This window comes from Paenibacillus sp. LBL (assembly GCF_029893715.1).
Lineage (GTDB): Bacteria > Bacillota > Bacilli > Paenibacillales > Paenibacillaceae > Paenibacillus_AQ > Paenibacillus_AQ glucanolyticus.
Genome location: NZ_JARXYU010000009.1, coordinates 127,252 through 150,333 on the forward strand (window position 1 = coordinate 127,252; position 23,082 = coordinate 150,333).

General features: G+C 50.7%; 18 protein-coding genes. 15 read left to right on the forward strand and 3 right to left on the reverse strand.

Annotated features, from left to right (window positions below; genetic code table 11):
* Nucleotides 1-83 precede the first annotated feature (83 nt).
* The 5 genes from M2277_RS19365 to M2277_RS19385 all read left to right on the forward strand — a co-directional run bounded on the left by M2277_RS19365 (nucleotide 84) and on the right by M2277_RS19385 (nucleotide 7,195).
* A complete protein-coding gene (locus tag M2277_RS19365) occupies nucleotides 84-1,775 on the forward strand; it encodes a type 2 periplasmic-binding domain-containing protein (protein ID WP_006208174.1) in 1,692 nt (563 codons plus the stop codon).
* A gap of 171 nt (nucleotides 1,776-1,946) precedes the next feature.
* The gene (locus tag M2277_RS19370) at nucleotides 1,947-2,837 is read left to right on the forward strand and encodes an ABC transporter permease (RefSeq protein ID WP_006208175.1); all 891 of its coding nucleotides are present in this window, start codon (nucleotides 1,947-1,949) and stop codon (nucleotides 2,835-2,837) included.
* 21 nt (nucleotides 2,838-2,858) lie between these two features.
* The gene (locus tag M2277_RS19375) at nucleotides 2,859-3,737 is read left to right on the forward strand and encodes a carbohydrate ABC transporter permease (RefSeq protein ID WP_036638729.1); all 879 of its coding nucleotides are present in this window, start codon (nucleotides 2,859-2,861) and stop codon (nucleotides 3,735-3,737) included.
* 39 nt (nucleotides 3,738-3,776) lie between these two features.
* On the forward strand, nucleotides 3,777-5,849 hold the full coding sequence (locus tag M2277_RS19380; protein ID WP_280755386.1) for a beta-galactosidase: 2,073 nt from the start codon (nucleotides 3,777-3,779) through the stop codon (nucleotides 5,847-5,849).
* Between the two features lie 290 nt (nucleotides 5,850-6,139).
* The gene (locus M2277_RS19385) at nucleotides 6,140-7,195 is read left to right on the forward strand and encodes a glycoside hydrolase family 53 protein (RefSeq protein WP_040680251.1); all 1,056 of its coding nucleotides are present in this window, start codon (nucleotides 6,140-6,142) and stop codon (nucleotides 7,193-7,195) included.
* 78 nt (nucleotides 7,196-7,273) lie between these two features.
* On the opposite strand, the gene M2277_RS19390 is transcribed toward M2277_RS19385, so the two are convergent.
* Nucleotides 7,274-7,741: a MarR family winged helix-turn-helix transcriptional regulator gene (locus M2277_RS19390; protein WP_006208179.1), complete on the reverse strand. Its 468-nt coding sequence runs from the start codon at nucleotides 7,739-7,741 to the stop codon at nucleotides 7,274-7,276.
* A 213-nt stretch (nucleotides 7,742-7,954) separates the two neighbouring features.
* Between M2277_RS19390 and M2277_RS19395 the strand changes: the two genes are divergently transcribed.
* The 3 genes from M2277_RS19395 (at nucleotide 7,955) to M2277_RS19405 (ending at nucleotide 11,393) form a co-directional block, all read left to right on the forward strand.
* Nucleotides 7,955-9,292: an MFS transporter gene (locus M2277_RS19395; RefSeq protein WP_063478559.1), complete on the forward strand. Its 1,338-nt coding sequence runs from the start codon at nucleotides 7,955-7,957 to the stop codon at nucleotides 9,290-9,292.
* 86 nt (nucleotides 9,293-9,378) lie between these two features.
* Nucleotides 9,379-10,113: an ABC transporter ATP-binding protein gene (locus M2277_RS19400; protein ID WP_280755387.1), complete on the forward strand. Its 735-nt coding sequence runs from the start codon at nucleotides 9,379-9,381 to the stop codon at nucleotides 10,111-10,113.
* 14 nt (nucleotides 10,114-10,127) lie between these two features.
* Nucleotides 10,128-11,393 (forward strand): ABC transporter permease, encoded by a 1,266-nt coding sequence (locus M2277_RS19405; protein ID WP_280755388.1) that lies wholly within the window; start codon nucleotides 10,128-10,130, stop codon nucleotides 11,391-11,393.
* Nucleotides 11,394-11,473: 80 nt separating this feature from the next.
* Here the strand turns inward: M2277_RS19405 and M2277_RS19410 are convergent, their stop codons facing one another.
* Complete coding sequence (locus M2277_RS19410) at nucleotides 11,474-12,751, reverse strand: BaiN/RdsA family NAD(P)/FAD-dependent oxidoreductase (protein WP_280755389.1); 1,278 nt, start codon at nucleotides 12,749-12,751, stop codon at nucleotides 11,474-11,476.
* Nucleotides 12,752-12,966: 215 nt separating this feature from the next.
* Here M2277_RS19410 and M2277_RS19415 point away from each other — a divergent pair, with 215 nt between their 5' ends.
* The 6 genes from M2277_RS19415 (at nucleotide 12,967) to M2277_RS19440 (ending at nucleotide 19,490) form a co-directional block, all read left to right on the forward strand.
* Entirely contained in the window at nucleotides 12,967-14,691 is a 1,725-nt protein-coding gene (locus M2277_RS19415) for a two-component system sensor histidine kinase NtrB (RefSeq protein ID WP_036638743.1), read from the forward strand.
* Between the two features lie 327 nt (nucleotides 14,692-15,018).
* Nucleotides 15,019-15,453 (forward strand): BrxA/BrxB family bacilliredoxin, encoded by a 435-nt coding sequence (locus tag M2277_RS19420; RefSeq protein ID WP_006208186.1) that lies wholly within the window; start codon nucleotides 15,019-15,021, stop codon nucleotides 15,451-15,453.
* 114 nt (nucleotides 15,454-15,567) lie between these two features.
* Nucleotides 15,568-16,377 carry an ammonia-dependent NAD(+) synthetase gene (gene nadE / locus M2277_RS19425; RefSeq protein WP_006208187.1) on the forward strand — a complete coding sequence of 270 codons (810 nt, stop codon included), beginning with the start codon at nucleotides 15,568-15,570 and terminating at the stop codon, nucleotides 16,375-16,377.
* A 256-nt stretch (nucleotides 16,378-16,633) separates the two neighbouring features.
* Complete coding sequence (gene acpS, locus M2277_RS19430; RefSeq protein WP_006208188.1) at nucleotides 16,634-17,026, forward strand: holo-ACP synthase; 393 nt, start codon at nucleotides 16,634-16,636, stop codon at nucleotides 17,024-17,026.
* 26 nt (nucleotides 17,027-17,052) lie between these two features.
* Nucleotides 17,053-18,195 (forward strand): A/G-specific adenine glycosylase, encoded by a 1,143-nt coding sequence (gene mutY, locus M2277_RS19435; protein WP_006208189.1) that lies wholly within the window; start codon nucleotides 17,053-17,055, stop codon nucleotides 18,193-18,195.
* A gap of 59 nt (nucleotides 18,196-18,254) precedes the next feature.
* Nucleotides 18,255-19,490, forward strand: a complete 1,236-nt coding sequence (locus M2277_RS19440) for an MFS transporter (protein WP_036638746.1) — start codon at nucleotides 18,255-18,257, stop codon at nucleotides 19,488-19,490.
* Between the two features lie 99 nt (nucleotides 19,491-19,589).
* On the opposite strand, the gene M2277_RS19445 is transcribed toward M2277_RS19440, so the two are convergent.
* Nucleotides 19,590-20,198: a superoxide dismutase gene (locus tag M2277_RS19445; RefSeq protein WP_006208191.1), complete on the reverse strand. Its 609-nt coding sequence runs from the start codon at nucleotides 20,196-20,198 to the stop codon at nucleotides 19,590-19,592.
* Nucleotides 20,199-20,503: 305 nt separating this feature from the next.
* Here M2277_RS19445 and M2277_RS19450 point away from each other — a divergent pair, with 305 nt between their 5' ends.
* Nucleotides 20,504-23,074 carry a hypothetical protein gene (locus tag M2277_RS19450; protein WP_036638750.1) on the forward strand — a complete coding sequence of 857 codons (2,571 nt, stop codon included), beginning with the start codon at nucleotides 20,504-20,506 and terminating at the stop codon, nucleotides 23,072-23,074.
* Nucleotides 23,075-23,082 lie beyond the last annotated feature (8 nt).

The following is a 23,082-nucleotide window of genomic DNA, read 5'->3' on the forward strand; positions in this document are numbered from 1 at the left end:
TCGATTCGTGACATAGGATGCTTATGCGCTCCCCTCTATAATTAAACATGTAATCCATAAGGTGGTAGAAGGGGGATTTAGATATGAGTGATAGAAGGAAGAATTGGCTGCTGCCAACCCTGGCCGCGTCTATCTTGCTTGCCGGAACGCTGGCGGGATGCTCGGGCGGTGGCAGTGAGCCGAAATCGGAAGCAGCACAGCCTGCCGAACCCAAAACTGAAAACGTCTACAAAGACAAATATGATCCTGAAGTTACGATTACGACGGTATGGGGCGTCGATCCGACGCTGCAATTCAAGAATGGGGAAACCATTGAGAACAACGTGGCCACGAAGTGGGCCAAAGAGAAGTTTGGCATTAACATCAAATCGCTGTGGTCCATTACGGACACCAATGGCGCTTTTGCAACCAAGCTGCGTCTGGCGATGTCTTCCGGACAGGAAATGCCGGATATTGTAACGCTCGGAACGGAGAATCAGCAGCTGGCTCAGGATTTAATCGATTCCGGTATGTTTGCTGAGGTGGGGACATGGTTTGACCAGTATGCATCGGACAATTGGAAGAGCGCGATGAGTCTGGATTCCAACGTGTGGAATCAATACAGCCGGGACGGAAAACGCATGGGTATCCCGGTGCTGGACTTTGCCTATAATCATGACTACGTGTTATGGATCCGGCAGGATTGGCTGGACAAGCTGGGCATGGGTGCACCGAAGACGATGGATGAACTTGAGAAAGTGATGGATGCCTTCAAGAACCAGAATCCGTCGGGGCTTGCCCCGGATAAAGTCACACCGCTCAGCATTGGCTTTAAGACGTCCATGAACACTTGGATGGGAGATCCGTCCTGGATATTCGGCGCTTACGGAACGCTGCCGCAGCAGTGGAACGTGGCCGAGGACGGCAGTTTGGAGTACGGCTCGGTCAACGCAAGCATGAAGCAAGGCTTGAGCAAGCTGAACGAGTGGATGAATAAAGGGTATATTCCGAAGGAAGCCGCGCTGTGGGATGAGAACAAGACAGCGGAGCCGGCAGTAGCCGGAACCGCCGGGATTATTCCGGGGCCTTATTGGATGAGCGGCTGGCCGCTGCTGGATACGGTGAAAAATGCGCCGGAGGCCGTCTGGAAGCCGGTGCAGATTCCGACGGGGCCGGACGGTACGGCGATGCGTCATGGAACACAGTATACGAATGGCGTTACGCTGATCCATAAAGACATGGAGCATCCGGAAGCGTTCTTTACGTATCAGAACTATCTGTTTGATAACTTTGCCGTGTCCAAGGAAGGCGGCGAATTTGCCAACGGTCTGTTCGAGGGTTATGATTTTGAACTTGATGCAAACGGCGAAATGGTGCCGAATGATGAAATCCAAGGCGGTTACGTCAACGTTGTTCGCTACTTGCTGGTCCGTGACGGAGCCCGGATTCCCGATGAACAGATGAAGGCGCTTCTGAAGCTGGCAAAAGGCGGGAAGCCGGAGAGCCGACTGGAGAAGGATGTAGCGGTAAACTACGGCAAGGATACTCCAGCCGCCGCGGAGGTGCTGTTATCCCAAGAGGAGATTTCCAAGAAAGACATGTTTACGGGACCCGTCACGGCAACGATGAAGTCGAAATGGGATTACCTGACAAAGATTGAGAACCAAACGCTGAACGAAATTATTTACGGCAAGCAGCCTGTTGAATCGTTTGATCAATTCGTGGAGACGTGGAAAGCCGGGGGCGGAGAACAGATCACGAAAGAGGTTAACGACTGGTATCAAAGCGTGAAATAGTTTATATCTGATCTGTATGAAGGGCGGCCTGCCAAGGCCGTCCTTTTTCAATGAGGGATCCTTCCCAAACTGATTGATATCGTGCCATGAATATTGGTTTTGTAGGCTACTACAGCTCTTGGGACGGGCCCTATAATCAGGAGGTAGATTGATTTAACGGGAGGATCTTGGATGAAGAGGATAAAAAAAACATGGCCTTTCCACGTTATGCTGCTGCCGGCCCTGATCTGTCTGTTCTTGTTCAGTTATTTGCCGATGGGCGGCATCATTATGGCCTTTCAGGACTATAAGCCGTGGGAAGGCGTTGGCGGCTCTGCGTGGGTGGGCTTAGATAACTTCCGCTATTTGTTCGAACGACAGGACAGCATGCAGGTCATATGGAACACATTGGTCATCGCGGTGATGAAAATTGTGTTCAATCTGCTCATCCCGTTTGTATTTGCCATTCTGCTGAATGAAATTCGCAAAACAGCGCTTCAGCGGAGCATTCAGACGATGGTTTATCTGCCTCACTTCCTGTCCTGGGTCATACTGGGCGGCATTCTGATCGAAATGCTGGCTGTGGACGGTTTTGTCAATCGGATTCTGGCGGCGGTTGGATTGGACCCGGTCTTTTTTCTCGGCGACAATAACTGGTTCCGATTCACGGTGATTGTGTCAGATGTATGGAAGGAGTTTGGCTACAACACGATTGTGTTCCTGGCTGCACTGGCAGGTGTTAGCCCGACTTTGTATGAAGCGGCGGAAATGGATGGGGCCAATCGTTTGAAACAAACGCTGCATATTACCATCCCTTCGATGATCCCGATCACGATCGTTGTCGGAACATTGGCGCTTGGCAACATTTTGAATGCCGGCTTTGATCAAATCTTCAACCTGTACAACCCGCTGGTGTACGAAAAAGGCGATATCATTGATACGTTTGTGTACCGGACGGCTATTTTGAACGGGGAGATGGGGTTCGGAACGGCTATTGGATTGTTTAAATCGGTCATCAGTATGGCCCTGATTCTCGTATCCTATCGTCTGGCCTACAAGTGGGCGGGGTACCGTATATTCTAGTTACGTGAAAGAGGGAGAGCCATGTACCATAAAACGATGCACTACCGGATATTCAATGTGTTTAACACGTGCCTGCTTGTCTCGCTGGCCATTCTCTGCATCATTCCGCTGCTCCATGTGCTGGCGATTTCATTCAGCTCCAAAGCAGCTGCTGATGCCAGTCTGGTGGGTTTATGGCCGGTCGATTTTTCACTTGAGGCTTACAAGAAAACGATCAACAACCCGGCATTTCTGCACTCGATCTGGGTTTCCATTGCACGCACCGTATTGGGAACCGCTCTGACACTCGCTGTAACGTTTCTGGCCGCATATCCGCTGTCCAAGGACAACCGAGTCTTCCGCAGCCGCAGCATTTATTCCTGGCTGTTTGTGTTCAGCATGGTGTTCAACGGCGGGCTGGTGCCGTTCTATATCGTGATTCAGAAGCTGGGATTAATCAATTCGTTCTGGGTGCTGGTGCTGCCGAGCACCGTGAATACCTTCCTGGTGATTCTGATGCTGAATTTTTTCCGGGGGATCCCGAAAGAGCTGGAGGAAGCGGCTTTGATTGATGGAGCGGGTCATTTCAAAACGCTGTTTAAAATCTTTTTGCCAATCTCGCTGCCTTCGATTGCAACCATTGCGCTGTTCAGCATGGTGTTCCATTGGAACTCATGGTTTGACGGGCTGCTGTATATCAACAACGCCAAGGACTTCCCATTGGCTACCTTCCTGCAGACAGTTATTATTCAGCGGGACATGAGCTCAATGAGCATGAGCCCAAAGGAGATGGAGATGTTGTCCCAGACAACGGTGAATGCCGCGCAGATATTTATCGGCGCAGCGCCAATCCTGCTGGTGTATCCGTTTTTGCAGCGCTTTTTCGTTAAAGGAATGACGCTGGGTTCTGTCAAAGAATAAGAGTTGAGATCATATCAGGAAACAGGAGGTTCTCGTAACATGAAGCAAACGTTTGATCCGATCAGTCCGCGCGTTCCGCATATGCTGCATGGCGCAGATTATAATCCGGAGCAGTGGCTCCGTTATCCCGAAGTGCTGGAAGAGGACATCAGGCTAATGAAGCTGGCGAACTGCAATGTGATGTCCGTTGGTATATTCTCTTGGGTTTCATTGGAGCCGGAGGAGGGGGTATTTACGTTCGACTGGCTTGACGGTGTATTGGACCGTTTTGCGGCCAATGGCATTTACGCTTTTCTGGCTACGCCAAGCGGCGCAAGACCGGCCTGGATGTCGGAGAAGTACCCGGAGGTGCTGCGCGTAAGCGAAGGGCGCGTTCGGAACCTGCACGGCTTCCGGCATAATCATTGTTATACTTCGCCTGTATACCGGGAGAAGGTTCATACGATCAACTTGAAGCTTGCGGAGCGGTACGGCCATCATCCTGCGGTCATCGGCTGGCATATATCCAATGAGTTTGGCGGCGATTGCCATTGCGATTATTGCCAGGAGGCATTCCGAACCTGGCTTCACGATAAGTACGGAACACTGGATGAGTTGAATCATGTCTGGTGGACCGCATTCTGGAGTCATACGATTACGAAATGGAGTCAGATCGAATCCCCGGCGCCTCATGGAGAGACGCAGGTCCACGGAATGAACCTGGACTGGAGACGGTTTGTGACGCATCAGACGGCCGATTTCATCCGGCATGAGATTGAGCCTCTCCGCAGGATCAATCCATCCCTTCCGGTCACAACCAACCTGATGGAGTATTTTGAAGGGCTGAATTACTGGAAGTTTGCCGATTTGCTGGATGTGGTATCCTGGGACAGCTATCCGACCTGGCATGATCGTGGCGGGGATGATGCCGCTCAGGCGGCCCGTGTTGCCATGATGCATGATATCATCCGCTCGATCAAAGGCGGACAGCCATGGATGCTGATGGAGAGCACGCCGAGTCTTACGAACTGGCAGCAGGTGAGCAAGCTGAAGCGGCCGGGAATGCATCTCCTGTCCTCCATGCAAGCCATCGCCCATGGATCGGACACCGTGCAATATTTTCAATGGCGCAAGAGCAGGGGATCAAGCGAGAAGCTGCACGGCGCTGTCGTGGATCATGTCGGTCACGAACACACGCGGGTGTTCCATGATGTGGCTGAGGTCGGAGAGATGCTCAAGAAGATGAATGCTGTGGTCGGAACGGGCGTTCCGGCCGAAGCCGCGATCATTTTTGACTGGGAGAATCGCTGGGCGATCAACGATGCGCAGGGTCCGCGGAATATGGGGGTCAAATATGAGGACACCGTGCAGGCGCATTACCGGGCATTGTGGGAGCAAGGAGTTCCTCTTGATGTCATTGATATGGAGCAGGATTTTGCCCCTTACAAGCTGCTGGTCGCGCCGATGCTGTATATGGTCCGACCGGGAGTGGGCGAGAGGATTCACCAATTTGTGGAGGCGGGCGGCACGTTTGTTGCTACGTACTGGTCCGGCATCGTGGACGAGAATGATCTTTGTTTCCTGGGCGGTTTTCCCGGTCCGCTCCGAAAGACGCTTGGTATATGGTCGGAGGAAATCGACGCCCTGCATGATCATGATGTCAATGGGATTGTGACGAATGCCGGCGGTGGACTTGGCTTGGCGGAAGCGTATGATGCCGCTGAGCTGTGCGATTTGATTCATCTGGAGACGGCCGAAGCGCTGGCCGTTTACCGATCTGATTTTTATGCCGGGCGCCCGGCGTTGACGGTCAATCAGCTTGGGAAGGGTCGAGCCTATTATATCGCTTCCCGCAACAAGGAGCCTTTTCATTCGGATTTCTACAAGGAACTCGTTGAACAGACCGCCGTTCGGCGGGCATTGGCCGCGAAGCTGCCTTCCTGCGTAAGCTCATCCATTCGCACAGATGGAGAGTCGGATTATATTTTTATAATGAACTTCTCGAACGAGCCAAGGCAGGTTGCATTGGATGGGGCTCGGTACAGCGATCTGGTCTCAGGCGAGGCAGTGGGTGCGGAGCTAGAACTGGCGCCTTATGGCGTGAAGGTGATTACGCGCAAAGTGAATGGTTAATAAGCCTTAATTCAATTAGATCATCAAGCGTATCACCTTAATATGGCAGGTGTTGCATGCTGGCACCTGTTTTTTTTATATTTTCGTCCACGGCGATATCGGCATGTGATGCATCTCATGTTGGAAGCCCGTACGGTCCGAAGAGGTTTCGACCAGTCAGCTTCTTTGGACTGAATTGATTTTACTTGAAAAAGCACCGGAAATGTTGGGATTATGCCCTGTGGCTTTGTTTGGGTAGCGCTTACAATAGGGGTGTCACTGCGCAGTGAACGAATAACGAAGGGGGTATGATGATGACCGGGGATACGAAAGGAGTTCTGTTCAGGATGTTTCTTTGTCTATCGATGCTTGCGTTATCATTCGGTTTCACGGGTAACGGCTCGGCTGAGGCGGCGCCGGCTTTTGCCAAAGGAGCCGACATCAGCTGGGTCACCGGCATGGAGGCTCAGGGGTATAAATGGAAGGATAAGAATGGGATTCAGCGCGATATTCTCGACATTTTGAAGAATGATTACCAGATTAATTCTGCGCGGATTCGAGTCTGGGTCAATCCCAATATGAATGATTACATGAACGGTTATCTGAATGCGGAAAAAGCGGCTGAGCTGGCTCTGCGTGCCAAGAACAAAGGCATGAGCATTATGCTCACGCTGCATTACAGCGATTCCTGGGCCGACCCGGGGCAGCAGAACAAGCCGTATGCCTGGCGCAGCTTCACCTTCCAGCAGCTGATGGATGCGGTCTATTCCCACACCGTGTACGTGATGAACACCATGAAGAATAAGGGCGTGACGCCGGATTGGGTACAGGTTGGCAACGAAACCAACAACGGAATGTTATGGGAGGACGGCAAAGCTTCGGTGAACATGAAAAATTATGCATGGCTTGTCAACTCGGGGCATAATGCGGTTAAGTCCGTCAGTAGCTCGACCAAGACCATAGTCCACTTATCCAACGGCTACGATAATGAATTGTTCAAATGGAACATCGGCGGCTTGATCAGTAACGGTGCGAACTTTGATATTATCGGCATGTCACTGTACCCGGAAGCGGGCGACTGGTCAACGAAGGTGGATCAGACCATCACCAATGCCAAAGACATGACCGCTAGGTATGGAAAAAGCATCATGATCAGTGAAATCGGCATGGATTACAGCCAGCCGGTTGCTGCCAAGAGTTTTATTCAGAGCATCAAAACCAAAGTGCGCGGATTACCAGGAGGAACGGGGCTTGGAGTATTTTATTGGGAACCGGAAGCTGCACCGGGTTACAATGCAGGTTATAACAAGGGGACCTGGCAGGCGGATGGGAAACCGACCCTCGCACTGGAGGGATTCAAAGACTGAGTATAGCTAAACACGATTTCAATAAGAAGAACCCTGATTCCGAAGTCAAGGAGGAGGGTTCTTCTCTTCGTTTTGCACTTACTGTCGTACGATCAATTGCGCCAGCTCCGCATGTTTTCCCATTTTGGCGAGAAGGCTGATCAGCTGCTGCTTCTCTTCTTCGTTCAGTCCGCCAAGCGCATGCTGGATGTGCTGCTCATGTATGGGGTACAGCTTCTGCATCAATTGCTCTCCGGTAGTAGTCAGTTCGGCGTAGATGACTCTCCTGTCCTCGGGACAGGGCCTGCGGCGAACATATCCTTTTGCGACCAGCTTATCAACCACATAGGTGACATTTCCGCTTTGCAGAAGCAGCTGTGCCCCGATCTGCTGGATAGGCTGGCGGCCTTTGTAGAACAGCACCTCCATTACGGCAAAAGAGGTGGGGTTAAAGCCTTCGATTTTGCTGCCATTCACGACATGTTCGTTGACGCTCTTGAATGACTTGGCAAACACCCGATACAGGTGCATAGCAAGCTGTGTATCGCGATCATGTAATACCTTCATACATTCTCCCGCCTTTGATATGGACTCATGTCCTGAATTACTTCAAATCTAAGATTACGCTTAAATGAACAATTTCAACATGTGATTTGTCACAATGCTGCCGAAACATTTTCATTCTCCAGCTCCGGTATCAACTACGCCTTAAGCCTGATACGTTCCCTGAATGCCGATTCTATAATGAAATTATTCGAATGGGAAGAAAAGGGTGGGAGAATGAATCAAGTACAAACCGTAGAATCAGAGGGATTTAAACCGCTGCTCCGCAATCGGAACTATATGTTGTTGATGGGGTCTCAGCTGGTGTCCAACATGGGCGAATGGCTGTATATCATCGCGCTCCTGACGCTTGTCGGATTGAAGTGGCAAGCCGCGCCATGGGAAATTACCGCCATGACGTTATGCATGGCGCTTCCTGTTCTGATCGGAGGACCGATAGCAGGCTGGATCGGCGACCGGTATGACCGGAAAAAGATCATGGTCATTTCGGATGTTGTGAGAGTCTTCATTTTGCTGGGAGTCTTGTTGGCAGGGAATTTAATTCAAATTTATGTTCTGCTCATCCTTAAGGGACTGATGGATGTTCTGTTCTCTCCTGCCAAGAGCGGCAAAATTAAAGAAATTGTAGATCCTAAGCATATCGATCAGGCGGTTACGATCAGTTCTTCGATTGAGCAAATGTCCAAAATTATCGGGCCGTCCTTGGGCGGATTGCTGATGGCTCTGTTCGGCATACAGTTATGCTTCATCATTGATGCAGGCGCTTTTGTGGTATCGGCGCTGCTTCTGCTCGGTGTTCCAGGCCGAAAGATCGTTAAACAAGAAGGCCTGACCGGGGAGTCGCACCATGGAGTGCGGGCTGGTCAGGGCGAGCAGAAATCCTTTTTGAAGGAGATCGGTGAAGGGTTGCAATTGATTTATGGCATCCCCCTGCTGCTGGGAGGAGTTGTTACGATATGTGCAGTAGTGCTGGTGCTGCAGATGGCCGACTCCCAGATCGTGACCCTGTTCCGGCTGATTCCTAATGTATCGGAGGATCTGCTGGGTTACTGTATTTCCGCCAGCGGTTTAGGTACTTTAATCGCAGCCATGTTTGTCCGCAAGCTGAGCTGGAGCACTCTTGCCAAGATGGGCGCCGGCGCTACCGCAGCCGGTCTGGTCTTCGCCGTATGTGCCGTAGTTGTAGTGACAAAGATGCCGCATCTGCTGCAGAGCGTGGTGCTGTTCGGTTCATTCTTTCTGGCGGGCGCTGGTGGAGGATTCGTGCTGGTTCCTTTCCAGATGCTGCTCATGAAAAGAACGCCGGAGCATATGACCAGCCGTGTATTCGGAACGGTCAACAGCCTTACAAGCGGCGCGGCCATTGTCGGACCTACTATCGGTGGTGCGCTTATCACGGGAATCGGCGCTGTTCCAACATATATTGTTGCAGGACTCGGAACTGCTGCAGTGGGAGGCGTACTACTCCTGTTCAAGGGAAGGATTGAAAGAAAGGACGAAGCCTCTGCCTCCTTGAACGCAGTCCCTATGGTACCTGAACCCTCGACAATGTAAAACCACAAAGAAAGTTTCGGTGCTTGCAACTAATCCTTGTCCATCTGCGTAATAATGGAAATAGAATGAATGGATGGGGTGTTAGGATGCAGGATAGGATTCTGGAGAACATTCGCGGGGCCGAGCCGGTGCTGGAAGTAGACATTCAGGAAGCCGGGTACGAACCTGGCCGACCCCGCATACACGAAATATCGTTTCAAGTGGTTCCCGGTGAACTGCTCGGCTTGATCGGGCCGAACGGTGCCGGAAAGAGCACAACCATCAAGGCGGTGTTAGGGCTCTTGAAGGACTGCAAGGCTGATGTCAGGATTGCGGGTGATCCTCCCCGATATGCGTATGTACCCGAGCAGCCTGTGTTCTACGAGGATTTAACGCTGTGGGAGCACTTGGACCTGGCTGCTGCTGCTTTCGGAATGGATGACAACCATTTCGAAGAGCAGGCCGAACAGCTTCTTCGGCAGTTTGGAATGGAGACTGTACGGAACGAACTGCCGGGAGGTTTCTCCAAAGGGATGAAGCAGAAGATGATGCTGATGATCGGCTTCCTCTCCAAGCCCGATGTCTATATTGTAGACGAGCCGTTTATCGGTTTGGATCCGCGGGCTACTCGCGATTTTTTGAACTTATTGCTGGAGGAGAGACGCCGTGGTGCCGGTGTGCTGATGTCTACGCATGTGCTGGACACCGCAGAGAAGATTTGTGATCGGTTTGTGCTCATATCCGCGGGCCGGATTGTTTCCGAAGGCACGCTATATCATCTTCGTAAGGCCGCGGGACTTCCAGGCGCATCGTTGTTTGACTGCTTCGATGCGCTGACATGAGGGAGGGGATGGATATGAATCGCTCACAGCAGCTTAGCCATCCGGGGGCCCTCTTCTGGAGAAGGGTGCTTGCACATTGGACCTATCAACGTAAAAGCTTGGCGACCGTGGTTGATTGGATCGTGATGCTCTATATTCTGATTCCAGGCCTGCTTCTGGGAGGCGGGTTATACCGTGAGTTGTGGACAAGCCCCCTTCCAGGGTGGGCACAGTTCCTGCCCCTCCAAGCGGTGGTTGTCATCCTGCTCTTTATGTTCTCCGGCAGAGTGCTGCTGTTCCTCGAAGAGGCTGACGTATTGTTTCTCCGCCAGCAGCGGGAATGGATGAAGGGGCTGCTGATCAGAGGCATGGCATACAGCCATGCTATGTCAGCGCTAAAGGGACTGTTGTTTACCCTGCTTGCCCTGCCAATCCTGGTCAGGGAACATGAAATTACCGGGGGTACCTTGATAACCTTGCTGGTGATTACGGTTGTCTGTGCCTGGTGTACGAATCTATGGGCCGGGATGATTCGCTCAAGCTGCAAAGGGTGGCGACAGCACCTGATGATTTATGCGGTTCGCTGGCTTTCCGTTGGATTAATAACGCTGCTTGTATCCTTGTGGCTTGAGGTTTATGCAGTCTTATGGACAATCGTCGTCATTCTGCTGATTGTATTAATTCTTCTGAGCCGCAGGCGTCTTGCCATGCAAGGAACCTTTATGGCGGATACAAGGGAGGATGCCAGGACCCGCATCCAGTTGACCGAGAAGCTGCTGGTTCAAGCTGTCGGCAAACCGCCGAGTGTGCGAAGCAAGACCTGGTTTATGCGCAAGTCCGGCCGGTTGTTCAAGGGCACAGCGGAGAAGAGGCTTGCCGATGCAGGGTTAAAAGCGATTTTGCGTCACCCTGAGAGTTTGACATTATATATTCAGATTACATTGGTTGGCATTCCGGCCGTATGGCTCCCGCCGTTAATCATTAAAATCGTTGTGTATATCGCGCTTGTGCTGATGATATCGTATTGGCTCAATACACGGTGGGCCGTGTTCGCGAAGGCTGAATTTATGCACGTGCTTCCCTTTACGAATGAACAGCACCGCTCTGCGGGTATTCTTGCCGTTAGAACGCTGCTTGCTCTCCCGGCATTTTTGTATTCCCTGGTGGCAGGGCTCACGCTGTTTCAGGGGGGAATCGGATGGCTGGCCGCGCTGGCATTGACGGCTGCGGCAGTCATGATCGCACCATCACTGATGTCATGGCCGATGTACAGGGAGGATAAGCATCAGCAAGATGAATAAAAGCGCGCCAGTATGACCCGGGTAGGAAAGGGCATACTGGCGCGCTTCGTGCTTTATTCGTAATTTCCAATACCATTGGATCAGTTCTTGTTATACGCTGCCGCTTCCGCGGCGTGCTTGCCCGCCGTATAACCCGTTGCGAACGCCGCCGTGATATTATAGCCGCCGGTGTATCCATGAATATCCAAAATCTCGCCGCAGAAAAACAGGCCGGGCATGAGCTTGGATTCCATGCTTTTCGGCTGAATTTCCTTAAGGCTGACGCCGCCTCCGGTCACGAAGGCTTCCTTCAGCGACCGGGTGCCTGAAGCTCGGAACGCGAATTTTTTCAAAATGGTTGCAAGGGACGTAAGTGCAGTTCTGGATAAACCGCTGCAGATCATGTCACTGTCGATAGATGATTTGGACAGCAGCAGCGGAATCATGCGCTCCGGCAGCATACCCTTAAGAACGTTTTTAATACTCTTTTTGGGCTCAGCCTCAAAGCGCTCCTTCAGCTCGGTCTCGATTTCGGCCTGCGAGCGATCAGGAAACATGTCAATTGCCATATCCACGTTCACGATTTCGAACTTCCGTTGCACCTGGCGGATAAATTGGCTGCAGCGCAGAGCGATCGGGCCGGACACCCCGAAATGGGTAAACAGCATATCTCCCCGATGAGCGATCACTTTTTTCCCTTTGGGATTCCAGACGGACAGCTCAACATCACGCAGCGACAAACCCTGCAGCTCTTTGGATGCGATGAACGTCTCGGTTGAGACGATAGGGACCTCAGTGGGGTACAGCTCAGTAATGGTATGGCCAGCTGCTTCCGCCCAAGGATAACCGTCCCCGGTCGAGCCTGTTTGAGGAACGGACTGACCGCCTGTGGCTATGATGACACAGGAGGATTTGATCACTTCCCCGGATTTCAATTGAATTCCAGCCGTTTGGCCGTTCTCGAACAGAACGCTTTTAACCGGACTGTTCGTCCGGATATCGGTTCCGAGCTCCTTCACTTTGCCAATCAAGGCATTCACTACGCTGGATGCTTTGTCCGTCACAGGGAACATGCGCCCATTGTCCTCTTCTTTGAGCCGGATGCCGAGTCCCTCGAAGAAGGCCATGATATCCCGATTGTTCCAGTGCTGAAAAGCGCTATATAAAAAACGACCGTTGCCCGGGATGTTGGCTATCAATTCATCCTGTTCCTTGGCGTTTGTTACGTTGCATCTTCCACCGCCTGATATGCCCAGCTTGCGGCCCAGTTTATCCCCTTTATCAATCAGCAGAACGGAAGCTCCTCTTTCTCCTGCAGCTACGCAGGACATCAATCCGGAAGGTCCACCGCCGACGACAATAATATCATAATCAAGCATGTTTGCTCATAGCTCCTTTGAGGTTATATCAATGAATAGATGAATCTTATTATAATTATATAGGTATTCGCGAATTAACCCAAACCTCATGAATAGGACGTAAGACGGGGTTTTCTGTTGCTTCAACAGGAACTTACAAGATATTGTAAAATGATGTCGCCTGTGTTTTAATCAGAAATATTAGACACGTTGTCCAATTGAGGTGATTGATCACTGTGCTGAGCCTATGGAAGGATATTTTGCTGCAAGTTTTGCTGTCTGGTACACTCATCTTTCATCTACCCCTTCTCCTCGACAGACATCTCAAGTGGCTGAACAAGAAGAATCCGAATGATCTGCTTCGATTTCACAAGCATATCGTAATTTCGAGCGGAGTCAGCACCGTACTCTGCGTCCTGATTTCAGCGATGAACGAATATTACGTTCCGATCAATCTTGGCGTGATCCCGTTATTTTTAGGCATATTATATGGAAGTCGAAGTTCAGGGTTATGTCTTGCCGTCTTGTATATGACAAGCCATGGGCTGATAAACGGCTGGTCGATGATCGACTTCATCCTCAATGTACTGGTCCTGGTTTACTCGCTTCTGCCCTGGATTTCCTCCAATTTCAAGAAAGGCTCCAAGACCGAGAAGATCTGCTGGCTGTGGAGTGCACTGATTCCGGCTATGTTGATCATTGTAGCCTCTCATGCCATTGAAGGAAAGGTTAATAATGATCACCTGAATCCGGATACAATCCTGGTGACCATACTCTATATGCTGATTGGTATCTTTTATTCCGGCATGATTGTGTATTGGATCGAGCTGACCAGCGAGCGTCTGGCCTCGGGCCAATATGACGTGAAGAGTGAAGAAATGATCTCTTTGACAAAAATAATAGAGATGATCCCTTTAGGAATGGTGGCCGTGGATAAAAGAGGGAACATCATCGCTTTTAACCAACTTCTTATCCGCAGTTGCCGGAGTGTGTTTCCGAATTTGACGTCCAAAGATGTGATTGGAAGACCGCTGTTCGATTTATTGGACGGTATGATTCAGAAGGAACATCTCCGCAACCGGTTTCTGAAGGCCATGGAGGGAATTGAAAGCACCGGCGAGATTATGCGCAGCCCAACGCGAGTTTATTCAACGGGCATTTATCCGCTTATACATAATGAGAAAGGCGACATCTTGGGTGCGGTGGGTGTTATGGAAGACATCACGGAGCTTGAGAAGCTTCGAACCGAATTTATTAATGTAGAACGACTGAGCCTGGTTGGCCAAATGGCGGCAAGCATTACCCATGAAATTCGTAATCCGATGGCCGTGGTTCGCGGGTTCCTGCAGCTGATGAAGGAGAAGAGCCCGGAGACACTCGATCACTATTACCGGATCGTCATGGAGGAGCTGGACCGTGCCAATGGCATCATTAATGACTTTTTGTCTCTGGCCCAGAACCGGGCTGCCGAGAAGGAAGACTGTCATCTTCATGATATTATCCATGAGCTGAGCCCGCTCTTGTGGGCTGACGCGAACTTGCGTGGACAGAGCATTGAACTGAAGCTCGGAACCCATGTCCCCAAGCTGCACCTGAATGCTAAAGAGATGAAACAGCTGATCCTGAATTTGTGTCGCAACGGCATGGAGGCTATGGATGACAAAGGAACGTTGACCCTTGAAACCAGGATCGAAGGGGACCAAGTGCAGCTGTATGTGGCAGATACCGGAACGGGCATGTCGGAGAGCGAGCTGGAGCGTTTGTTTGAGCCCTTCTACACCACGAAGAGTAAGGGAACGGGGCTTGGGCTCGCCCTGTGTATGAGCATTGTTCAGCGGCATCATGGAACGATCGATGTGAAGTCACAGCAAGGCGAGGGAACGGTGTTCATTATCTCATTTTCTGTCCGCTCGTACCCTCAGGGCTTAATGGAATCCCAAAGCGCTGCCGCGTCCGAATAATTAGGAGGATGAATAGGCATCATAAGGCAGAGCTAATGGCAAAGGAGGGATTCGGATGAGTAAAAATGATTCGAAACAGCAGGAGCAGCAGCAGCGCGAAAACAAGGATCGTCGTGGCGAACCCATCGTTGACAAGAAAAAGGATGGGGCCAACTATCCTGCTACCTAGTTTAAACCACCGGAAACAGTTAAAGACGAGCGGTATCCCATTTTGTGATGCTGCTCGTTTTGTATTTTCTTGCTTTCACTCTTTAGGATTGTATAATATAGATATCGATGAGCTGTTATAATTCGAACAATCTTGTTTATATAAGGAGTGAAGCAGTTATGGGTATGTCTTTTGACCGATATATGCGCGATATGGTTCAACCGATGCGGGATGAACTCACCAGTTTGGGAATCAAGGAGCTCACAACTCCTGAAGCGGTAGAGGAAGTGCTGCCAAATGCGCAAGGTACAACACTGGTTGTTGTAAACTCCGTATGCGGATGTGCTGCAGGGCAAGCACGCCCAGGTGTAGCCATAGCGCTTGAGAACCAAGTGAAGCCGGATCATTTGTATACCGTATTCGCTGGACAGGATAAGGAAGCAACGGCAAAAGCCCGTGAGTATTTTGCTCCGTATCCGCCATCCTCACCATCGATTGCTCTGCTGAAGGACGGGGAATTGGTGCACTTTATTGAGCGTCACCAAGTGGAGAACCGTTCCGCAGAAGAAATCGCGGCTGATTTGTCCGACGCATTCAATCGCTACTGCCAGTAAGCTGGCAGTTACATAGGCCCCGAAGCATTCGGCATATTCCGAAGCCGCGGGGCTTTTGTTGTATATGTTACGTACTTAAGAAAGAGAGAGCATACTGAAAGGAGTCTTTGAATCATGAGCCTACAAGAACAAATTATTGCTGAACTGGGTGTCAAACCAACCATTAATGTGGAGGAAGAGGTCAGCAAACGGGTTGATTTTCTGAAAAATTATGTGAAAAACTCAGGCACTTCGGGGCTGCTGATCGCTATTAGCGGCGGGATCGATTCCGCTGTGGCAGCGGGTCTGTGCAAGCGGGCAACCGACGAGCTCACCGAGGAGACTGGCAAGGAATACAAAACACTTGGAGTATTTCAGCCATTCGGTGAACAGGCCGATATTTCCGACAGCTATGCTACGGCCAAAGCCTTCGATCTGAAGCATACCGTGGAGACCAATATCGAGGAAGCTGTAAATGAGATTGCTCTTGAGGTTGAGCATGGTCTGAAAAATATTGGTGTTCATAAACATATCAGTGTTCCCGGCAAAGGCAACGTAAAAGCCAGAGTTCGCATGGTGGTGCAATATGCGCTGGCGTTTGAGCAGAATTTGATTGTTGTCGGGACTGACCATGCGTCTGAGGCCATCACCGGCTTTTACACCAAGTGGGGAGATGGAGCAGTGGACATCACGCCGCTAAGTTCCTTGAACAAACGTCAGGTCCGTATGCTTGCATCCTATTTGGGAGTACCGCAATCGATCCTGGACAAAGCGCCTTCCGCTGGGCTATGGGAAGGACAGACGGATGAGAAAGAGCTCGGAATCAGCTACGATGATAACAGTGACTATTTGGAGGGCAAGACAATCAATCCTGAAGTTCAGGAGAAACTGGAGAGTTATTACGTAAAAACCGCTCACAAGCGCAACACGATTCCAGGAATTTAATATAACGATTTTCAGGCCAAAAAGCCTTTTGGGGGATTACCTTCCAGAAGGCTTTTGTTTTTTTATATTCGGGACCCCACACCCCATCAGGATGCGGCTTGAACCGTCTAAACAGATAAAATTTGAAATGACACAAATTGAATGATTTCATGTTGTTGTAACACGACAGTCTCGCGTTGACGTACATCGACTGATACAATATAGTAGTGAGTTTGATTATGGACGGAAGACGGGTTAGTGAAGGAGAGCGGAAGATGTGATTTACGGAATTGGACATGATGTGCTGGACATGAAACGAATGGACATTCTGATGACAGGCCCGCATGGAGAGAAATTCATGGAACGTGTACTTACACAGGGTGAGCGGATAATCGCTGCCCGTAAGGGAGCTAAACGGACGGAGTTTGTTGCCGGGCGCTTTGCTGCCAAGGAAGCGATATCCAAGTCCTTTGGCTGCGGAATCGGTCGCCTGATCGGATTCTGGGACATTGAAGTGCTGCCAAATGGCCTCGGGAAACCCATCGCCACTCTGTCCAAGGAAGCCTGGACACGCCTCGGAATTGACCAACCTGCCGATTACACGATTCATTTGACGATTTCGCATCAGACAGAGCTGGCTTCGGCCTTCGCGGTTGTTGAGACACTATAGTAAGGTTATGAAGGGGATTTATATAGATGTATAACACAGAACTTAAACGATATTTCAGCCAGGAGCTATTGGATTGGTACGAGGTGAATAAAAGGGATCTGCCATGGCGCAGACACCGCGATCCTTATTATATTTGGGTATCGGAAATTATGCTGCAGCAGACCCGGGTGGATACGGTTATTCCATATTTTCATCGGTTTATCGAGCGGTTCCCGACGATCCAATCGCTTGCAGATGCACCGGAGGACGATGTGCTGAAATGCTGGGAGGGTCTAGGGTATTATTCCAGGGCACGCAATCTCCAGGCTGCTGCAAGGCAAGTAACGGAGCTGTATGGTGGCGTTATGCCAAGCGGTAAAGACGAAGTGTCGGGACTAAAAGGCATCGGTCCTTACACTTCAGGCGCCATTCGCAGCATTGCATTCAACATTCCCGCGGCCGCGGTGGATGGTAACGTGATGCGCGTGCTGTCCCGTTATTTTTTGATTGAAGAAGATATTATGAAAGTGAAGACACGTACCAAAATGGAGGAGCTGGTGCTTACTCTGGTCCCTGAGGGACGAGCATCGGATTTTACGCAGGCACTGATGGAGCTGGGGGCATTAATCTGTACGCCGAAGTCGCCCAAATGTCTGGTGTGCCCGGTCATGGAGCACTGCACGGCACGGTATGAGGGCAAGGAGGAGTCCCTTCCGATTAAGACAAAGGCGAAGCCCCCTCGTCCTGAATATCGCCTTACAGCCATCGTAGAGGGTACGGGCGTGCACGAAGGGAAAATCCTGATCCGCAAGCGGCCATCAACCGGCCTGTTGGCAGGAATGTGGGAGCTGCCTCATGTCATTGTGCCGGCATCGGCAAACCCGGCTGTGATGCCCGAGGAGCCGGCTATGAGCCATCTGCAAGGCGCTTTGCTGGAGGAAGGGATTCCGGTTTTGCCAATCGGCCATGTGATGGACGCGGAGCATACCTTTAGCCATATTCATTGGAATATGGGGGTATACCGCTGCACATGGCAGGATGCGCCGATATCTTCCCTGCAAGCCGCAGAAAGCGCAGCAGCGTATGAGACGGGCATCGAGCAATTCCGCTGGATTCACGTGCATGACATGGAACGCTACGCGTTCCCGAACGTGTTCATCCGTATTTTACATTCGTATTTCTCATCTTGAAGCTGTTCTCCTTCCTAGGAGAAGTATAGAAGGAAACAGCATAAGGAGTAGTGAAGCTGTTGCATAGCTGGAAGAATGCGCTGTTGTACATTTTTGGTATCGGGGTTTCCAATCTCGGGAACTGGATCTATCTGGTTGCGATCAATTTGCTTGTGCTGCATATGACAGGCTCTCCTGCTGCCGTGGCTGGATTGTTCATCATCCGGCCGCTTGCAACCTTATTGACTAACTCGTGGGCAGGGAGCATCATTGACCGGATGAATAAGCGCAAGCTTATGATTTCAACCGATATTATTCGGGGTGTCCTGATTGCCACAATCCCTTTTATGTCCTCCGTGTGGGGGATTTATATCATCATGTTCCTGATAAATGTGGCGGGCTCCTTCTTCGGGCCTACCTCAATGACGTATGTCACGAAGTTGATTCCGACAGAGGAACGAAAGCGGTTTAATGCATGGTCCAGCTTTACTACTTCCGGAGCCGTACTGCTGGGTCCCGCTATATCCGGACTATTGATCGCTTATACGGATATTCGAATCAGCATTGTTATTAATGCGGTATCATTCTTTATCTGCGCACTGGTCATTTACTTTCTTCCCGATGTGGATGGGGAGGAATTGGATGGCAGCAAACGGAATGTCATCACGATGAAGACACTCCTTCAGGACTGGATCGCTGTCATTGATTTCGGCAAAGCCGCGAAATATTTCATGCTGGTCTACCTGTTGTTTCAATGCGCGATGCTGCTCGGATTTGCGCTCGATTCCCAGGAGGCAACCTTCATTAAACAGGTGCTGCTGCTCGGAGATGAGGATTACGGTTTGCTTATAAGTGTAGCAGGAGCAGGGTATTTGGCAGGCTCGGCGGCAGCGTCTCTATCGGTAAAATGGCTGTCGCTGCGTATGTTTATCGGAGCTGGCGTCCTGCTGTCGAGTGCGGGTTATATGATTTTCTATGCAGCTTCCGGCCTTGTGACTGCAGTAATCGGATTTATCATTTTTGGTTTTTTCTCTTCGTATGCCAATGCGGGGTTTACCACATTCTTTCAAAATCAGGTGCCTATCGATCTGATGGGACGTTTCACCAGCGTGACCCGTATGTTGGAAGGAATGCTTCAGATCGCTCTTACGCTTCTGCTAGGCTTTGCAGCTGATGTATGGTCACTGCAGGCCGTCTGCCTGATCGGTGCAGGTGCAGCGGTTCTTATCTCGGTCGTATTATGGGGTGTCATCTATGCACCATCCAAAGTCCGCTATTACGAGTCCGATAAGGTGACGGCGACCGGCATCCATTAAATCGATAGTCGTAGACATCAAAAAAAGGCTGCTACAGCGGTAGACATGATCTACAGCTGTAAGCAGCCTTTTTGTATGCATCGGCTTAGTTAAACGATATTACTTCGCGTTATCGTAGCGTTTGCCGACTTCTTCCCAGTTGACTACATTCCAGAAAGCGGAGATGTAATCAGGGCGTTTGTTTTGATAGTTCAGGTAGTAAGCATGCTCCCAAACGTCAAGGCCAAGGACAGGTGTTTGACCTTCCATGATCGGGCTGTCTTGGTTAGGTGTGCTGGTTACTGCCAATTTGCCGTCTTTAACAACGAGCCAAGCCCAGCCGCTGCCGAAACGTGTTGTAGCTGCTTTTGCGAAATCTTCTTTGAATTTATCGAAGCCGCCCAGTTCATTGTTGATAGCATCAGCCAATGCGCCAGTCGGTTGTCCGCCGCCATTAGGTCCGATAACTTCCCAGAACAGGGAGTGGTTTGCATGGCCGCCGCCGTTGTTACGAACTGCTGTGCGGATGCTTTCTGGAACAGCGTCAAGGTTAGCAATCAGTTCTTCAAGGGATTTGTCTTGAAGCTCAGGAGCGTTCTCAAGCGCAGCGTTCAAGTTCGTTACGTAGGTATTATGGTGGCGATCGTGGTGGATCTCCATCGTTTGTGCGTCGATATGAGGCTCGAGCGCGTTGTTTGCGTAAGGAAGTGCTGGTAATTGAAATGCCATAATAAAAACCTCCTGTAAATTTAGTTTTTGGTTATGATGAAAGGTCTTCCTTCATCAGGAAGTCTTTATCATCCCGGAGCAATGAGATATGTAATCCGGCTACACTACATATATTAAACCGTTTTGGGTGATTAAATCAACTTTTATGTTTGAAAAGTCCGAAAGACCTGATAAATCAGCAAAAATTTATGAAGAACTTTCCTGTGAAACTTGTCGTTATATATATGACCATGGACACAAGTCGATGACATCTGCATGGGACAATGAAAGGGATATGCCGAGGTAGAAGGGAGTCGTTTCAAAACATGAGTAGTACAAAGTTCAGAGTGACTGCCGTCTTAATGGCTGCAATTCTGGCAGCGGCACCGCAAGCAGAGGCAGCGGCAGCTAAGACGGGGCCATCGCAAGTCACGAAATCCAATTCGCAGAATCATGCAGTGCCTGCATGGAACGTAACGCTTGGCAATAACGTTACGGCAACGCTGGAGCATGCCGACGGATGGCAGCAAAACGGCACATATGTTGCAGTGTTTACCCTGAAGTACAAAAACGGGGGCAAGAGCTCCGCACGGCTGGTATCCTATTTTCCTAAGGTGGTGCTACCCGGCGGTTCTGTGACAGCTGCTAATCCAATTACCAGAGATCTTGCCAAGAAGAAGATTGAACCGGGTCAGAGCCTCAGCGTGACCTACTATGCCAAAACCGAAGGCAACTCCTTATCCGGCATGAAGCTGGTGATGGACGTATGGAATCCGAAAGCCAAAGGCTACCTGCAGCGTGTCGGAACGTACAGATTGCCTGCCAATTATTCGGCAGCTGCCGCACCGGGATCGAGTACCAAGCTGCAATTGGGCGGTACGCCGGTTACCGTTCAGGCGGAATCGCTGGAGATCATTAAGTATGACGGCAAAGTGATAGCCAAAGTCGGCATGTACATGACAAACCATGGCGGGAAAGTGTGGAGCGACCGCGGTTTCGAACCTCATCTGGTGACAGCAAGCGGCAATTCATTCCTTCTTCATCACGAAGCAGGTACAGAGGGGGTACCCATCCAGCCGAAAGAGAAGAAATTGGTATATTACATAACGGAAATTCCCTCTTATCTTAAATCGGCCGGTTTGCGTTTCCTATGGACCGAAAACGACGACACACTGAAGCTCACCTTGCCGGTCGAGTCCTTTAAGCTGCCAGCGGCAACAGCTCCTAAATGGGATATCGCGGCGGGGGCAGCCAAGAAGATGACGATCAAGGGGATTCCGGTTGAAGCCAGAATCAGGCAGGCTTCGCTGCGTTCCTCCGGGGGCGAGGGCATATGGAACATCGAGATGTCTTTCAAGAACAAAGGCAAGAAATCGGTGGCAGTGCCGGGTTATGATTTTGCGATTAAAGCCTCGGAAGGCTCCTTCCATCCTTACAATCCGGATAACAAAGTGGGTCTGACACTGCGACCTGGCGAAGAGAAAACGATGTCGATGGAAATTTCGCTTCCGCTTGAGCTCAAGCAGGACAAGCTGAAGCTGCAAATGATTGAATCCTCTGCCGGGGATGATCCTTCAACCCAAACCCCTGCTAATCCGGCCGAGCCGGGCAGCGAATCGGCGTCAGGAGCTCAGGAGAAAGTGGCCCTGCCGATTGCCTATTTTGACATTTCGTATCAAACGGAGCGCAAGGCTTCCATCGGTGTCGAATACGGCGCGCAGTCTGCCCAGGGATTTGCTTACACGCTTGTATCCATGCAGCGTCTCCCATGGCAGGATACAGATCTCATTGTTGCCAAGCTGCGTCTGCGAAATACTCAGGAATCCAAATCGCTGCCGCTGCCTGAGCTTAAGGCAAACGTCACATCGGACGAAAAAACGGTGTTGACCGGCTCTGAGGTTATTGCAGAGGAACAGGGCTCTTTGATTGCCCCCGGGTCATCAACAGAGGTGTATGTCATGGCGCGGATCCCTTATACCAAGGACATCCGTTCGCTCCGCTTCGAGCTGTTTACCCAGAAAGATACAGCTAAATCTTCTTTCCTGACCGTAACCACTTCAGGAGCCACGCAGTCGATTGAAGTGCTGGAGAAGGGAAAACCCTACTCGGTTACCGTTATCGGTAAACGTGCAGATGCGCAGGAGCGACGGACCGTGATCTATGAGGGGGTAGATACCGACATTGTCTATTCCGAGCTGTTGCTGACCAGCAATGAACAGCGCCGTGTGCAAGCGGCCATGCTGAAAGGGTATTTCCAGAGCGCGGACGGAATGATTTACGAAGCGGACACCATTCAGCCGGAAGCCGCGCTACAGCCAGGGTCCAAGCAGTCCGTTGTCTTTTGGGCAAGGGTGCCAAAAGGGGTATCGGGCGAACTGGGACTAGCTCTTGGCACGGCGATGTCCGGCGGCAAGCTTGCGGAAACGGGGAAAGACGTTACCGGTGTGATGGGCGTGAAGAAACTGATGCTGAATCCGGTGAGACCGGCAGCAAGCTCCGGGCTGACGCAGCTCGATTGGTATCCTTACAACGTCTCCGTCACGAAGGCGTCAGGGCATTTGCAGGAAGGCAGCTCTTCCATTTCGCTGAATGTCACGTTTGACGTGAAACGCAGCGAGAGTATTACTGCCGCGGATTCCGGCCACAAGCTGATTCTGATCATCAAAGACGTGCTGGGACAGACACAGGAGCGCACACTTACGCCAGGTACGGATATCCAGGTGCCAGGTACTCGGTCGATGTCGATCGAGTTGACGGACGATCAATATAAAAGACTTCGCGGCGGATGGTTTAACCTGACCCTTGTGGACGAATTCCAGAATGAGCGAATCACGCTTGGCAGCCAAAGCTATAATCTGACATTCCAGCCTACTGTGGATCCGAATGAGGAGAGATAGATTAAGAA

Excerpts from the sequence above, each read along its gene's own strand:
- M2277_RS19365 (WP_006208174.1), top strand. The coding sequence starts at position 84 with ATGAGTGATAGAAGGAAGAATTGGCTGCTGCCAACCCTGGCCGCGTCT.
- M2277_RS19370 (WP_006208175.1), top strand. The coding sequence starts at position 1,947 with ATGAAGAGGATAAAAAAAACATGGCCTTTCCACGTTATGCTGCTGCCG.
- M2277_RS19375 (WP_036638729.1), top strand. The coding sequence starts at position 2,859 with ATGTACCATAAAACGATGCACTACCGGATATTCAATGTGTTTAACACG.
- M2277_RS19380 (WP_280755386.1), top strand. The coding sequence starts at position 3,777 with ATGAAGCAAACGTTTGATCCGATCAGTCCGCGCGTTCCGCATATGCTG.
- M2277_RS19385 (WP_040680251.1), top strand. The coding sequence starts at position 6,140 with ATGATGACCGGGGATACGAAAGGAGTTCTGTTCAGGATGTTTCTTTGT.
- M2277_RS19390 (WP_006208179.1), bottom strand. The coding sequence starts at position 7,741 with ATGAAGGTATTACATGATCGCGATACACAGCTTGCTATGCACCTGTAT.
- M2277_RS19395 (WP_063478559.1), top strand. The coding sequence starts at position 7,955 with ATGAATCAAGTACAAACCGTAGAATCAGAGGGATTTAAACCGCTGCTC.
- M2277_RS19400 (WP_280755387.1), top strand. The coding sequence starts at position 9,379 with ATGCAGGATAGGATTCTGGAGAACATTCGCGGGGCCGAGCCGGTGCTG.
- M2277_RS19405 (WP_280755388.1), top strand. The coding sequence starts at position 10,128 with ATGAATCGCTCACAGCAGCTTAGCCATCCGGGGGCCCTCTTCTGGAGA.
- M2277_RS19410 (WP_280755389.1), bottom strand. The coding sequence starts at position 12,751 with ATGCTTGATTATGATATTATTGTCGTCGGCGGTGGACCTTCCGGATTG.
- M2277_RS19420 (WP_006208186.1), top strand. The coding sequence starts at position 15,019 with ATGGGTATGTCTTTTGACCGATATATGCGCGATATGGTTCAACCGATG.
- nadE (WP_006208187.1), top strand. The coding sequence starts at position 15,568 with ATGAGCCTACAAGAACAAATTATTGCTGAACTGGGTGTCAAACCAACC.
- mutY (WP_006208189.1), top strand. The coding sequence starts at position 17,053 with ATGTATAACACAGAACTTAAACGATATTTCAGCCAGGAGCTATTGGAT.
- M2277_RS19445 (WP_006208191.1), bottom strand. The coding sequence starts at position 20,198 with ATGGCATTTCAATTACCAGCACTTCCTTACGCAAACAACGCGCTCGAG.
- M2277_RS19450 (WP_036638750.1), top strand. The coding sequence starts at position 20,504 with ATGAGTAGTACAAAGTTCAGAGTGACTGCCGTCTTAATGGCTGCAATT.